Origin of the sequence: Klebsiella sp. 4_1_44FAA, from assembly GCF_000238715.1 — a bacterium.
In the GTDB taxonomy this organism is placed as follows: domain Bacteria; phylum Pseudomonadota; class Gammaproteobacteria; order Enterobacterales; family Enterobacteriaceae; genus Klebsiella; species Klebsiella pneumoniae.
In genome coordinates this window covers 13,980-27,313 of sequence record NZ_JH414798.1, presented here as the reverse complement: position 1 = coordinate 27,313, position 13,334 = coordinate 13,980, and the positions used below count along the sequence as shown (strand labels likewise).

Sequence of the window (13,334 nt, the reverse complement as noted above, 5' to 3'; positions counted from 1 at the left end):
GGGCAGCGCCGCCAGGCCCTGCCCTCTGCTTTATCAGGCCTCAGGTTCCTGATCCGGTGCCGGCGGCACCACCACGCCTTCATGAGGCGCTTCCGAAACGGCAACCGGCGCCGGCAGGTTCATCAGCTTCGCCAGAATGCTGGCCAGCTTGAGACGCATTTCCGGACGGCGAACGATCATATCGATCGCCCCTTTTTCAATCAGAAACTCACTGCGCTGGAATCCCGGCGGCAGCTTCTCGCGTACGGTCTGCTCGATAACGCGAGGACCGGCAAAGCCGATCAGCGCTTTCGGCTCGGCAATGTTCAGATCGCCCAGCATCGCAAAGCTCGCCGATACGCCGCCCATGGTCGGGTCGGTCAGCACGGAGATGTACGGCAGTCCGCGCTCCTGCATTTTCGCCAGCGCCGCGGAGGTTTTCGCCATCTGCATCAGCGACATCAGCGCTTCCTGCATACGGGCGCCACCGGAGGCGGAGAAGCAGATCAGCGGGCAGTTATCTTCCAGCGCCTGCTCCACCGCGCGTACAAAGCGTGCGCCGACGACGGAACCCATCGATCCCCCCATAAAGGAGAATTCAAAGGCGGCGGCAACCACCGGCATCGCGTAGAGCGTACCTTTCATCACCACCAGCGCGTCTTTCTCGCCCGTCTCTTTCTGAGCGGACGCCAGGCGGTCTTTGTATTTTTTTGAATCGCGGAACTTCAGCACATCTTTTGGCTCAAGTTCGCTACCCAGTTCTACCAGAGAACCTTCATCCAACAGGCTATGCAGGCGATTACGCGCCGACATGCGCATATGGTGATCGCACTTAGGACAAACCTCCAGGTTGCGCTCCAGCTCGGCGCGGTAGAGTACCTGACCGCAGCTGTCGCACTTGGTCCATACACCCTCAGGAATGCTCGCCTTGCGGGTGGGAGTGATGTTGCTTTTAATTCGTTCAATCCAGCTCATTGATAACCTTTCTGCCTGAACCTGGTCGATGCCAGTTTTGTCGTAAGGGGCGCATAATGCCATTTTTGCCTCTTACAGACCATGAATGTTGCACATTAAATCATATCATCCCGGAACATGGGATAAAAAAGTGGTCAAACCGCTGCGCGTGACGCTCTGCACCGCCACGCGCAACACAGGCTAAACTACTTCGCCTGCTTCGCCGCCGCCCGCTTGTGGCGAATAATCTCAATCACGCCCGGCAGGACGGAAAGCACGATGATCGCCACGATCAGCAGCTTCAGGTTCTCCTGCACCACCGGCAAATCGCCAAACAGATAGCCGGCATAGGTGAACAGCAGCACCCACAGCAGCGCCCCAACCACGTTATAGGCTGCAAAATGACGATAGGACATATGCCCCATTCCCGCCACAAACGGCGCGAAGGTTCGGACTATCGGCACAAAGCGCGCCAGGATAATGGTTTTCCCGCCGTGACGTTCGTAAAAGCTGTGGGTTTTATCCAGATAGCTGCGACGGAATATCTTTGAGTTCGGATTGCTGAACAGCTTTTCGCCGAACAGCCGGCCAATGGTGTAGTTGACCGCATCGCCGACGATGGCCGCGATGACCATCAGCAGTACCATCAGGTGGACATTGAGATCGTTGGTTGGCAAGGCCGAGAGCGCGCCCGCGACGAACAGCAGGGAATCGCCCGGCAGGAATGGCGTCACCACCAGCCCGGTTTCGCAGAACAGAATCAAAAACAGAATGGCATAAACCCAGACGCCATACTGGGCAACCAGTTCGGCAAGGTGCACATCAATATGCAGGATGAAATCAATTAAAAAGTGAATCAAGTCCATGTTTGTCTTTACCCTTAATGACCCTATTAGTCCGCCAGAAACAGCGGGCCCATTGGCAGCACCGGTAAATCATAGTGGGCCGGGTAATCCACCGACACCAGATACAACCCTTCCGCTTTTGCCGTTGCCGCAGCGAGCGTCCTGTCTTTTGCTGCCAGCAGTTCTGCCATCCAGCTCTCCGGCTGGTTTCCGGCCCCGACCTCCATCAGGCTGCCTACAATATTCCTGACCATATGATGTACAAAGGCATTCGCTTTGATATCCACCACCACATACGCGCCGTAGCGGGTAACGTTAATATGCATCACGTTGCGCCACGGGGTACGCGACTGGCACTGTACCGCGCGAAACGAGGTAAAGTCATTCTCTCCCAGCAGACACTGCGCGGCGCGCTGCATACGCTCGGCGTCGAGCGGCTGGTGAAAATGCGTTACGCCATGACTTAACACCGCCGGACGCAGGCGATGATTATAGATGACGTAGCGATAGCGGCGCGCCGTGGCGCTGAACCGGGCGTGAAAATCCGCCGGTACATGTTTGACCCAACGCACCGCGATGTCACCAGGTAAATTCGCATTTACCCCCAGCGTCCAGGCGGCATCTTTCCGCTGCGCCCGGGTTTCGAAATGCACCACCTGGCCGGTGCCATGGACGCCGGCGTCGGTGCGGCCGGCGCAAAAAACGGTAATCGGTTCGTTCGCCACCTGCGAGAGCGCCTTTTCCAGCTTCTCCTGCACGCTGCGCACTTCGTTTTGCCGCTGCCAGCCGTAATATCTGCTGCCGTCGTACTCGATGCCCAGCGCGATTTTACAGATCGGCTGTTGCTCCATCTCAGACATCAGTACAGGTACTCCTCAATCAGCTTCTCGGCGATCTTCACCGCCATCAGCGCGCCGCCGAAGCGCACGTTATCCGCTACCGACCAGAACTGGATCTGCTCCGGCATACCGTAATCGTTATGCACGCAGCCGATGGAGAGGCGGGCATTGCCTGAGGCATCACCAACCTGAGTCGGGAATTCGCCCTCTTCAGAAAGTTCGATATCCTCGCCGCGGGTAAAAGCGTCGCGCGCCTCCTCCGCCGCCAGCGGGCGCATCGCTTCGAAGCTCACCATCTGCGCATGGCCGTAGAAGACCGGCGACTGAACGACGCTGGCGGAGATCATCAGCCCGTCATCCTGAAGAATTTTGCGCGCTTCATCGACGATCCGGCGCTCTTCGCGCACGCTACCTTCACGATCCGGCAGCAGCGGCAGCATGTTGAACGCCAGCTGGCGACCAAAGAAATCGTCTTCATCGATAGGGATGCCGTTCAGCAGCTTAGCGCTCTGCCCCGCCAGCGCATCCACCGCTTTTTTCCCCTGCCCCGAGGCGGAGAGCAGGTTAGTGACGCTAATGCGCGACAACCCGCCCTGATCGATCAGCGGTTTGAGCGCCGTCAACAGCTGACTGGTCAGGCTATTAGGCACCGCAATCAGGTTGCGGTTGCGGTAATCGCCTAATACGAACGGGTTCACGTCCGGCACCACCAGCGGTACGTCCGGCTCCAGCGCAAACAGGCCGCTGAGATCGATAACCAGACACCCGGCGTTGGTCGCTTCTTCGACATACGCTGCACTGGCTTCGACGCCGGCGGCGAAGAAAGCCAGCTGGGCCTGGGTCCAGTCAAATTCGGCGGCGTCTTTGACGATCACCGACTTGCCACCAAAACGCAGATGTTCGCCCGCGCTGTCGTTGCGCGCCAGAGCAAAAATCTCTCCTACCGGGAACTGGCGTTCAGCAAGAGTTTCGAGCAGGGCTTCGCCTACGGCGCCCGTTGCGCCCAGTACGGCAATATTCCAGCCTTCAGACATGGTGGTTAACTCCAGAAATAAAGCGGCCCCGCCGGAGTATCCGGCAGGGGCATTAAGAAGACATTAACGAACAGGATGATGCACGGCGTTAAAACCGAGCTGGCGCAACAGCGTCGCCGCCTGCTCATCGCTGCACTGCACATACAGCGAAGACCATTCGCGACGTTCCTGATAATTTTTACGCAGCTTGTCGAATTCACCGGCGACGCCGGCCACCTTCCGCAGCGGCGCATCATCGCGGCGCACATCATACACCAAGTGGACCAGTCTTTTCAGCGTCGGCTGATCGAGCGTTCCATGCAGGGTAATGCGGCCAAATTCCGGCGCCGGCAGCAGAGTGTCCAGCGCTACCTGCTGCGGATGGCCGATAAAGGCGCTGTAGGCTTCAAAAACCTGCGTCGTCCCGCGCGCTTTCCCTTCGAGGGTGTAGCCGGCGATATGCGCGGTACCGATATCCACTCGCTTGAGAAGCTCAACGTTTAGATCCGGCTCCGGCTCCCAGACGTCCAATACCACACTCAGCGGCTGACCAGCTTCCAGCCGCTTTAGCAGTGCGGCGTTATCGACCACCGGCCCGCGGCAGGCGTTGATCAAAATCGTTCCAGGCTTCAGGCGGCTTATCAGCGCCTCATCCGCCAGATGCAGGGTTTTATATTGCCCTTCTTTATACAGCGGCGTATGGAAGGTGATGACATCGGCTTCCTGGACCAGCGCCTCGAGGGAGCGGAAGTCACCTTCGTCGCCGCGATCGGCGCGCGGTGGGTCGCAGAGCAGAGTTTTGATCCCCAACGCTTCCAGGCGCTTTTGCAGTCGCCCTCCAACGTTACCGACGCCGACGATCCCGACGGTGCGATCGCGCAGCGCAAAGCCGTCGCGTTCAGCCAGCATCAGCAGCGATGAAAAGACGTACTCTACCACCGCAATGGCGTTACAGCCGGGCGCCGCAGAGAAACCAATCCCCGCCTGCTGCAGCCACGCCTGATCGACGTGATCGGTGCCGGCGGTAGCGGTGCCGACGAACTTAATGGCCTTGCCGGCGAGCAATGCTTCATTGACCCGGGTGACCGAACGCACCATTAGGGCATCCGCATCGGTCAGGGCATCGGCCGGGACCGGACGGCCTGGGATCGCCTGCACGTCGCCTAAACGGCTAAAAAGCTCACGGGCATAGGGCATATTTTCATCAACGAGGATTTTCACAGTTCAGTACCTGTCTGAGAACGAGAGTTAACTGGGGAAGTGTGCCATAATCTGGCCGCCAGGCATACTCATCACCTGGTTCCAGCACCGCGATATCGAAAGGATGAATCATGACGCACCCCCTTGCTGATATGCCAGACCGTCCTCCAGGGCGAGGCCCATCAGGCACTGCCGCCACCGGCGAACCTTCGCTTTCCATGCAGCAACGCACCGTTCTGGAGCGACTGATCACGCGCCTGGTGGCGCTGACCTCGCAGCAGAACGCGGAAGTGTGGGCCTGCGTCAAACATGACCTCGGACTGAAAGGCGACTCGCCCCTGCTGGCCTGCCATTTCAGCGCCGCGGAGGCCAGTCTCAACCAGCGCTTAGCCGCCGCTCAGGATAATCATCATCATCGCCAGACCTTAGCGCAGCTCAGCGATCTGCTCGGTCAGGGCAATAACCGCCAGGCGGTGAGCGATTATATTCGTCAGCATTATGGGCAAACGGCGCTGCATGCCCTTAGCCAGACGCAGCTGGAGACCATTCTGCATCTGCTGCAGCATGGCCAGCTGTCGATCCCGCAGCCGCAGCAGCGCCCGCCGACCCTGCGCCCGCTGTTGCCAGCCGAGCATAATACGCTCAATCAGCTGGTGACTAAGCTGGCGGCCGCCACCGGCGAACCAAGCAAGCTGATTTGGCAATCCATGCTGGAGCTTTGCGGCGTCAAGTCCGGGGAGCTGATCCCGGCGACGCACTTCCTGCCGCTTTCGTACTGGCTGCAGGCGCGGCAAACGCTGAGTGCGCAAAGCGCGCCGACGCTCACCTCGCTGCAGGGAGCGCTCAAGCAGCCGCTGGAGGCCGCGGAGTGGCAGAAAATTGTCGACTTTGCCAGTCGCAGCTGGCAGGTCACGCCGCAGACCACGCTGAGCCCGGCGCAGATCCTGGCGCTGCTGAACAAGGTGTTTGTGCTGCGGGTGGCCCGCGCCCAGGAGACGCTGGCCATCCCGCAGGAGGAGCCAGTCGCGAGGCGGACGTGGAGCGCTAAGCCGTGGCAGCTGGCGCTGGGCGCGGTTGTCCTGCTCCTTGTGCTGTGGCTCCTGCTGTAGCCCAGCAGCCACCGGCGGCGTTTACGGCTCCCTTTCATGCCAAACGCCGCGGTGTTTCCTACAGCGTTTTCAGGCCGGACAATAACCTAGCGGCGAAATGAGATAAGGGTGACGAGGATCCCCAGCGCCGCGCAGAGGGCGCCGGCAAGGAACACCGACGAGTAGCCCAGCGAGGTCGCCAGCAGGCCGGTCAGCGGCCCGGTCAGGCCATAGGAGATGTCCTGAAAGGCCGCATAGCCGCCGAGCGCGGTGCCGCGCACCTGCGCCGGGACGCGCTTCACTACTTCCACGCCAAGTGAGGGGAAAATAAGGGAACAGCCGCACCCGGTCAGCGCCGCACCGGCCAGCGCCAGCCAGGCATTCGGCGCCAGTCCCAGCAGCGTCAGACCAACCGCCTCTATCAGCAGCGAGACCATCGCCACCTTAACGCCGCCAAACCGATCCGGCATCCAGCCGAACAGCACTCGCATCAGCACAAAGGCGCCACCAAACGCCGTCAGGGTAAAGCCGGCCATTGGCCAGCTATGGCTGGCGAAATAGAGGGAGACGAAGGTGCCGATCACCGCAAAGCCGACACCCTGCAGGCCCAGGCCAATGCCCGGGCGCCAGATCATGCCGATGACGCTCCAGAGTGAAGGCCGCTCGCCTCCGTGGGCCGCCACTTTGCGCACGGTACCGTTAATAAGCCAGGCGACGAGCGGTAGTCCCATGGTGACACAGGCCAGCACCGCCACGCCAAAATGGCTATAGATCAATAATCCCAGCGGGGCGCCCACCGCCAGCGAGCCGTACATCGCCATGCCGTTCCATGACATCACTTTGCCGGAACGGGCCGGACCCACCAGGCCCATCCCCCAGCTCAGGTTTCCGGTCAGCAGCTGGCTTTCGCCAAACCCGAGGATCAAGCGGCCCAGCAGCAGCAGGCCGAGCCTGGCGAGCACCGGCAGCGGCAGCAGCGCAGCGGCCAGCCATGCCGCGCCCGCCAGGGCGCAGGCCAGCATCCCCTGCAGGACGGAACGTTTGGCGCCGTACTGGTCTGCCAGGCGCCCGGCGTACCCCCGGGTCAGAACGGTGGCGAGGAACTGGATCCCTACCGCCACGCCAACCACGGTGTTGCCAAACCCCAGCTCCTGATGGACAAAGAGCGGGATCACCGGCAGCGGCAAACCAACGGTCATATAGGTCAAAAAGACGGCAAACGTAATACGGAAAAGCGAAAAATTCGCCGAAGAATTGGATGTTGTTTCAGTAACTGCGGACATGCATTACTCCAGATTCGCAGAGTAAGGCGAGCAAAACGACACGCCCCCTCCACCTGATTATCAGGGTTAAGGCGCGTTGGTTGACGTTAAACGCTTACGCATTAGTGGAGAGACTAATGGATCCGCGAGCAGTGTGCCTGCGGGCTCTTACCCTGTCAAGATGACAAAAAAGGGGAGCCGGTGGCTCCCCTTTGCGCATCACATGCTGATTAGGCGTTGTATTTACGCATCACCAGCGTGGCGTTGGTGCCGCCGAAGCCGAAGCTGTTGGACATTACGGTGGTCAGCTTAGCGTCCGTCGGTTTGGTGACGATGTTCAGGCCGGCAGCCTGCTCGTCCAGCTCTTCAACGTTGATGCTCGGCGCGATAAAGCCGTGCTCCAGCATCAGCAGGGAGTAGATGGCTTCCTGTACGCCCGCCGCGCCCAGCGAGTGGCCGGTCATCGCTTTTGTTGCCGAAATAGCCGGGCTGTTGTCGCCGAATACTTCGCGGATGGCGCCCAGCTCTTTCACGTCGCCGACCGGAGTGGAGGTACCGTGGGAGTTCAGATAGTCGATCGGCGTATCAACGCCATGCATCGCCATCTGCATGCAGCGCACTGCGCCTTCACCAGACGGGGCGACCATGTCCGCGCCATCGGAGGTCGCACCATAGCCGACGATTTCGGCATAGATGTGCGCGCCACGCGCCAGGGCGTGTTCCAGCTCTTCCACCACGACCATACCGCCGCCGCCGGCGATAACGAAGCCGTCACGGTTAGCATCATAGGTACGGGACGCTTTTTCCGGGGTGTCATTGTATTTAGTGGACAGCGCGCCCATGGCGTCGAATTCGCAGGCCATTTCCCAGCACAGCTCTTCGCCGCCGCCGGCAAAGACGATGTCCTGTTTGCCCAGCTGGATCTGCTCTACCGCGTTACCAATACAGTGGGCGGAAGTGGCGCAGGCCGAGCTGATGGAGTAGTTAACGCCGTGAATTTTGAACGGCGTAGCGAGGCAGGCGGAAACGCCGGAAGCCATCGCTTTGGTGACCACATACGGGCCCACGGCTTTCAGACCACGCGGGCTACGCATGGCATCGGCGCCGAAGACCTGGAATTTCGGGGAACCGCCGCCGGAGCCTGCGATCAGGCCGACACGCGGGTTATTCTGATATGCTTCAGGCGCCAGACCTGCGTCGGCAACAGCCTGTTCCATGGACAGGTAAGCATAGATGGAGGCGTCGCTCATAAAGCGCACTACTTTGCGGTCAATGAGGCCAGTGGTATCCAGTTTGACGTTGCCCCATACGTGGCTGCGCATCCCTGAATCTTTAAGCTCCTGAGAGAAAGTGATCCCTGAACGTCCTTCACGCAGAGATGCCAGGACTTCCTGCTGGTTATTACCGATGCTGGAAACGATGCCCAAGCCAGTAATCACTGCACGTTTCATTAAATACCTCTGTAAGTCGCACTATTTTAAGTTTCGTGTCGCACAATAGCGTACACTTGTACGCCGAACAAGTCCGATCAGACATTTTGTGTATAAATTTGCGCCCTCAGGCACACATCGTTAAGATCGTGCTACGCCTTGTGATTCGAGTAACTTACGTGAAACAAAACGCCATACAACCCGCCAACCTGGAATTCAACGCTGAGGGTACACCTGTTTCCCGAGATTTCGACGATGTTTACTTTTCCAATGACAACGGTCTGGAAGAGACTCGCTACGTTTTTCTCGGCGGAAATCGCCTGCCGGAGCGCTTCCCCAGCCACCCTCGCCCGCTGATGATCGTCGCGGAGAGCGGCTTCGGCACCGGGCTCAATTTCCTCACCCTCTGGCAGGCGTTTGACGTTTTTGTTCGTGATAACCCGGACGTTACCTTGCAAAGGTTACATTTCATCAGTTTTGAAAAATATCCGCTGAAGGCTGAGGATCTCCGCCTGGCGCACCAGCGCTGGCCAGAGCTGGCTCCGTGGGCGCAGCAGCTGCAGGCGCAATGGCCGTCGGCCTTCGGCGGGTGCCATCGTCTGCTGCTCGACGGCGGGCGGGTGACGCTCGATCTGTGGTTTGGCGATATCAATGAGCTGACCAGGGAGCTGGATGATTCGCTGAACCAGCAGGTGGACGCCTGGTTTCTTGACGGCTTTGCCCCGGCGAAAAATCCCGACATGTGGACTCAGGATCTGTTCAGCGCCATGGCGCGCCTGGCGCGACCCGGCGGGACGCTGGCCACCTTTACCTCCGCCGGTTTTGTCCGCCGTGGCCTGCAGGAGGCCGGCTTTACCATGCGTAAAAGCAAAGGCTTCGGCCGCAAGCGGGAGATGCTGACCGGCGAGATGGCGCAAACGCTGAGCTTTCCTGCGCGCGCCCCCTGGTTCGCTCGCAGTAGCAGCGATGCCCGCGAGGCGGCCATCATCGGCGGCGGGATCGCCAGCGCCCTGCTCTCCCTGGCGCTGCTGCGCCGCGGCTGGCAGGTGACCCTTTACTGCGCCGATGAGGCTCCAGCGCAGGGCGCCTCCGGCAATCGCCAGGGCGCGCTGTATCCGCTGTTAAGTCAGCACGATCCGGCGCTGGCACGCTTTTTTCCGGCCGCCTTTACCTTCGCCCGCCGAATGTATGACGCGCTGCCGGTGATGTTCGATCACCAATGGTGCGGTGTTACCCAGCTCGGCTGGGATGAGAAAAGCGCGCATAAAATCGCCCAGATGCTGGCGCTGAATTTACCCCCGGACATCGCCTGCGCGGTGACGGCGGAACAGGTTGCCGGGCTGACCGGCGTCGATACCGGCTGCGGCGGCATCACCTATCCGGCCGGCGGCTGGCTGTGCCCGCAGCAGCTCACCGCCGAGCTGCTGGCGCTGGCGGCCACGCGCGGACTGCACGTGCACTATGGTTATCCCGTCGAAACGCTCAGCGCGGAGGGCGATGGCTGGCTGCTCAATCAGCAGCGCTATCATCAGGCGGTGGTTCTGGCGAACGGCCACCGCATCACTGGTTTTGCGCAAACCGCCCAACTGCCGGTCTACCCGGTTGGCGGCCAGGTCAGCCATATTCCCACCACCCCGCGGCTTGCCGCCCTGCGCCAGGTGCTGTGCTACGACGGCTACCTGACGCCACAGAATCCGCAAAATCAGCAGCACTGCATTGGCGCCAGCTACCACCGCGGGAAAACCGACACCACCTTCAGCGAAGAAGATCAGCAGCACAACCGGCAACGGCTGATCGACTGCTTCCCGGGCGCGGAGTGGCCACAGGACGTGGATATCAGCGCCAACGACGCTCGCTGCGGCGTGCGCTGCGCCACCCGCGATCATCTACCGATGGTCGGCAACGTGCCGGACTACGCGGCAACATTGACGCAATACGCCAGCCTCCACGAACAACCGGATATCGCCGATAGCGCGCCGGTCTGTCGTAACCTGTTTATGCTTGGCGCGCTCGGGTCGCGCGGACTTTGCACCGCGCCGTTAAGCGCTGAGCTGCTGGCGGCGCAAATGAGCGCGGAACCGCTGCCGCTGGATAGCGACACCCTGGCGGCGCTGAATCCGAATCGGCTGTGGGTGAGAAAACTGCTGAAGGGAAAAGCGGTGAAATAAAACCATGAGGGCAGGCAATTTCCCGGGTACGGCTGACGCCTGACCCGGGCTACAACATGGCTCAGGCCTGATTTTTCGCCTGTTGATACAGGTTATGCCACATCCCCTGCACCAGAATTTGGTCCGGCGGCGACAGTTCGCCAGCGCTGATGGCTTTCTCCAGGCTTTGGCTAACTCTGCTGTGTACCGCGTCAGCAGAATGCTCGCCCTCACCTTCCAGCTCAGCCACCGCCAGCGTCAGGTGGCCGCGCAGATAACCGCCGGCAAACAGTTCATCATCACTGGCGTGGTCTACCATGTTGTCAATCAGCGCCAGAATGCGTGATTCAAACTCCGCGATCATCATCTTACCTCTTGTCATGTAATGTGCGGCCTTAGTGCAGGTCTTCCGGCCACGGAAAGTGTTTCGCCGTCAATGGCGGCGTTTGATAATAGTGTTGTAACGCGCGAATAAAGCGCGCCGGACGTTCGGGGATCCCTTGTTCAAGTAAAGTCATCACCCGAGCATGCACCCGGCGCTGGAAGGCGATGCGATCGGGCTCAACGTCCCCTTCCAGATTGTCACAGCTGACGTTAAACGGAAATCCCGCCGCCACGCAGAACAGCCACTCAAAGGCCTGCGGTTTCACCTCGACATCCTCAAACTGGCTTTGGGTCATCGCATCGCGGCCGTCCGGGCAGTACCAGTAGCCAAAATCTACTTGTTCGCGACGCGCCTTGCCGGCGACACACCAGTGAGAGATCTCGTGCAGGGCGCTGGCAAAAAATCCGTGCGCAAACATGATACGGTGATAGGGCGTTTCATCGTCAGCCGGAAGGTAGATCGGCTCATCGTCGCCTTTAATCAGGCGGGTATTAAATTCTTCGGCAAAGCAGCTGTCGAAAAGGTCTATCAGCTGCTGATAATGGTGTTGCTGTTGCATTAATGAATTCCCAACCACTGCAAAATCTCAGCCCCGTGGCTGTCATAAAGAAGTTTCGCGCTCATCACCGCCGAGACGATAACGATCATCGGCCGGATCAGCGACTGCCCTTTACTCAGCACCAGCCGGGACCCGGCGCGGGCGCCAATAAACTGGCCGGCCATCATCACAAAGCCGGTGGCCCAGATAACCTTTCCACCGATGATAAACAGCAGCAGGCCGCCGACGTTTGAGGTGGCGTTCAGCAGCTTGGCATGGGCCGTCGACTTGGCAAGGTTAAACCCGGCCAGAGTGACAAAAGCCAGGGCGTAAAACGAACCGGCGCCGGGGCCGAAAAAGCCATCGTAAAACCCTACGCTACCGCCGGCGACCAGCGCAAACGGCAGACCGTAAAGCCGACGCTGCCGGTCGGCTTCGCCCAGTTTCGGCATCAGCAGGAAATAAAGGCCGATGCCAATCACCAGCAACGGCAGGATCTGCTTCAGAATATCGGATTGCACGTGCTGCACCAGCAGCGCTCCGGCGGTTGAGCCGATAAAGGTCATCAGAATATTCAGCTTCTGATCGGCCAGATTAACCACCTTGCGGCGGACAAAATAGAGGGTCGCCGATAGCGACCCGCCGCAGGCCTGCAGCTTATTGGTCGCCAGCGCCTGGGCTGGCGGCATGCCGGCCGCCATCAGCGCAGGGACAGTCAATAAGCCCCCACCTCCCGCCAGTGAGTCAATAAAACCGGCCAGGATGGCGACAAAGAAGAGTACCACCAGCAACAGCGGCGATACGGCAAACAACTCGATAAAACTATCCATTACAGCACATGCTCATCCAGTAGCGCCTGGCAGGAAGGCGGCAGCGGCGGCGGCGTCTTCTTCACAGGGGGGGTAGACCCGGGTTTAGGTGGTTCGAACCAGCTCTGCAGCTCCGCTCCGCAGCCATCGCCGGGCGGCGGCGGCGCCTGATCCTCGCACTCCAGACTTCCCGCCGGGCAACGCAGTCGGACGTGCATATGAGCGCGATGCTGGAACCAGGGACGGACTTTACGCAGCCACTGGCGGTCGCTGCCCGCGTCCAGGCACAGCTGCTGTTTAATCGCCGGGTTGACGAAGATGCGGGTAACTTCGCTATCTTCCGCCGCCAGCTTGATAAGCTGGCTGATTTGCGGGCTCCATAGCGACGGCACCACATGCTTGCCATCGCTGGCGACCAGGTCCAGCGCCTGCGGCTTCAACAGCTGGGACGATGTCCAGCGCGTTTGCGGCAGCTGAAGGAAGATATCGACATCGAGGCCCGTCTGGTGGCTGGCGTGCCCGCCGTTAAAGCGCCCGCCCGCCGGCATCCCCATGTCGCCAATCAGCACGGTTCCCATACCTTTATTGTGCACCTGATTACTCAGGCGCTGAATAAACTGAACCAGATCCGGATGACCGAAGTAGCGACGCTGATCGGTACGCATCACCTGATAGCCGGGGGCACTCAGGGGGAGCGCCTCGGCGCCAACGATACAGCCATTGGAAAACGCGCCGATTGACTGGGCGCTGCCGCCGATCGGTTGGGTTATTTTCTGCCATGGCGTGGCGGCCAGGCTACCGGCGCTGGCCAACAGCGCAAGCAGTGCGATAACGGTGTTTTTCAT

At 60.1% G+C, this 13,334-nt stretch carries 13 protein-coding genes; 2 read left to right on the top strand and 11 right to left on the bottom strand.

Features of this window, described 5'->3' with window-relative positions:
- Positions 1–33 precede the first annotated feature (33 nt).
- From accD to pdxB, 5 genes are all read right to left on the bottom strand, one after another.
- Entirely contained in the window at positions 34–954 is a 921-nt protein-coding gene (gene accD / locus HMPREF1024_RS25210; protein ID WP_002913220.1) for an acetyl-CoA carboxylase, carboxyltransferase subunit beta, read from the bottom strand.
- A gap of 185 nt (positions 955–1,139) precedes the next feature.
- Positions 1,140–1,799, bottom strand: coding sequence for a DedA family protein (locus tag HMPREF1024_RS25215; protein WP_002913221.1), 660 nt, complete (start codon positions 1,797–1,799; stop codon positions 1,140–1,142).
- A gap of 26 nt (positions 1,800–1,825) precedes the next feature.
- Positions 1,826–2,638 (bottom strand): tRNA pseudouridine(38-40) synthase TruA, encoded by an 813-nt coding sequence (truA, locus tag HMPREF1024_RS25220; protein WP_009307375.1) that lies wholly within the window; start codon positions 2,636–2,638, stop codon positions 1,826–1,828.
- The gene (locus tag HMPREF1024_RS25225) at positions 2,638–3,651 is read right to left on the bottom strand and encodes an aspartate-semialdehyde dehydrogenase (protein WP_002913227.1); all 1,014 of its coding nucleotides are present in this window, start codon (positions 3,649–3,651) and stop codon (positions 2,638–2,640) included. Before HMPREF1024_RS25225 ends, truA begins: the two co-directional genes overlap by 1 nt.
- Before the next feature lie 63 nt (positions 3,652–3,714).
- Positions 3,715–4,851, bottom strand: a complete 1,137-nt coding sequence (gene pdxB / locus HMPREF1024_RS25230; protein ID WP_009307374.1) for a 4-phosphoerythronate dehydrogenase PdxB — start codon at positions 4,849–4,851, stop codon at positions 3,715–3,717.
- A gap of 110 nt (positions 4,852–4,961) precedes the next feature.
- Between pdxB and flk the strand changes: the two genes are divergently transcribed.
- Complete coding sequence (gene flk / locus HMPREF1024_RS25235) at positions 4,962–5,939, top strand: flagella biosynthesis regulator Flk (RefSeq protein ID WP_004174966.1); 978 nt, start codon at positions 4,962–4,964, stop codon at positions 5,937–5,939.
- Positions 5,940–6,025: 86 nt separating this feature from the next.
- Here flk and HMPREF1024_RS25240 read toward each other — a convergent pair whose 3' ends face one another.
- Both HMPREF1024_RS25240 and fabB read right to left on the bottom strand, forming a co-directional pair.
- Positions 6,026–7,201, bottom strand: a complete 1,176-nt coding sequence (locus HMPREF1024_RS25240) for an MFS transporter (protein WP_004149211.1) — start codon at positions 7,199–7,201, stop codon at positions 6,026–6,028.
- 209 nt (positions 7,202–7,410) lie between these two features.
- On the bottom strand, positions 7,411–8,631 hold the full coding sequence (fabB, locus tag HMPREF1024_RS25245) for a beta-ketoacyl-ACP synthase I (protein WP_002913291.1): 1,221 nt from the start codon (positions 8,629–8,631) through the stop codon (positions 7,411–7,413).
- A 158-nt stretch (positions 8,632–8,789) separates the two neighbouring features.
- Here fabB and mnmC point away from each other — a divergent pair, with 158 nt between their 5' ends.
- Positions 8,790–10,778, top strand: a complete 1,989-nt coding sequence (mnmC, locus tag HMPREF1024_RS25250; RefSeq protein ID WP_009307373.1) for a bifunctional tRNA (5-methylaminomethyl-2-thiouridine)(34)-methyltransferase MnmD/FAD-dependent 5-carboxymethylaminomethyl-2-thiouridine(34) oxidoreductase MnmC — start codon at positions 8,790–8,792, stop codon at positions 10,776–10,778.
- 61 nt (positions 10,779–10,839) lie between these two features.
- Here mnmC and HMPREF1024_RS25255 read toward each other — a convergent pair whose 3' ends face one another.
- Genes HMPREF1024_RS25255 through mepA form a run of 4 tightly spaced genes read right to left on the bottom strand, consistent with a single transcriptional unit; the run spans position 10,840 to position 13,334 of the window.
- Positions 10,840–11,121 (bottom strand): YfcL family protein, encoded by a 282-nt coding sequence (locus HMPREF1024_RS25255; protein WP_002913338.1) that lies wholly within the window; start codon positions 11,119–11,121, stop codon positions 10,840–10,842.
- 31 nt (positions 11,122–11,152) lie between these two features.
- Entirely contained in the window at positions 11,153–11,701 is a 549-nt protein-coding gene (locus HMPREF1024_RS25260) for an elongation factor P hydroxylase (RefSeq protein WP_009307372.1), read from the bottom strand.
- Positions 11,701–12,510, bottom strand: coding sequence for a sulfite exporter TauE/SafE family protein (locus tag HMPREF1024_RS25265; RefSeq protein WP_009307371.1), 810 nt, complete (start codon positions 12,508–12,510; stop codon positions 11,701–11,703). The genes HMPREF1024_RS25260 and HMPREF1024_RS25265 overlap by 1 nt, the downstream gene beginning before the upstream one ends.
- Entirely contained in the window at positions 12,510–13,334 is an 825-nt protein-coding gene (mepA, locus tag HMPREF1024_RS25270; protein ID WP_004174960.1) for a penicillin-insensitive murein endopeptidase, read from the bottom strand. The genes HMPREF1024_RS25265 and mepA overlap by 1 nt, the downstream gene beginning before the upstream one ends.

Excerpts from the sequence above, each read along its gene's own strand:
- accD (WP_002913220.1), bottom strand. The coding sequence starts at position 954 with ATGAGCTGGATTGAACGAATTAAAAGCAACATCACTCCCACCCGCAAG.
- HMPREF1024_RS25215 (WP_002913221.1), bottom strand. The coding sequence starts at position 1,799 with ATGGACTTGATTCACTTTTTAATTGATTTCATCCTGCATATTGATGTG.
- truA (WP_009307375.1), bottom strand. The coding sequence starts at position 2,638 with ATGTCTGAGATGGAGCAACAGCCGATCTGTAAAATCGCGCTGGGCATC.
- HMPREF1024_RS25225 (WP_002913227.1), bottom strand. The coding sequence starts at position 3,651 with ATGTCTGAAGGCTGGAATATTGCCGTACTGGGCGCAACGGGCGCCGTA.
- flk (WP_004174966.1), top strand. The coding sequence starts at position 4,962 with ATGACGCACCCCCTTGCTGATATGCCAGACCGTCCTCCAGGGCGAGGC.
- HMPREF1024_RS25240 (WP_004149211.1), bottom strand. The coding sequence starts at position 7,201 with ATGTCCGCAGTTACTGAAACAACATCCAATTCTTCGGCGAATTTTTCG.
- fabB (WP_002913291.1), bottom strand. The coding sequence starts at position 8,631 with ATGAAACGTGCAGTGATTACTGGCTTGGGCATCGTTTCCAGCATCGGT.
- HMPREF1024_RS25255 (WP_002913338.1), bottom strand. The coding sequence starts at position 11,121 with ATGATCGCGGAGTTTGAATCACGCATTCTGGCGCTGATTGACAACATG.
- HMPREF1024_RS25260 (WP_009307372.1), bottom strand. The coding sequence starts at position 11,701 with ATGCAACAGCAACACCATTATCAGCAGCTGATAGACCTTTTCGACAGC.
- HMPREF1024_RS25265 (WP_009307371.1), bottom strand. The coding sequence starts at position 12,510 with ATGGATAGTTTTATCGAGTTGTTTGCCGTATCGCCGCTGTTGCTGGTG.
- mepA (WP_004174960.1), bottom strand. The coding sequence starts at position 13,334 with ATGAAAAACACCGTTATCGCACTGCTTGCGCTGTTGGCCAGCGCCGGT.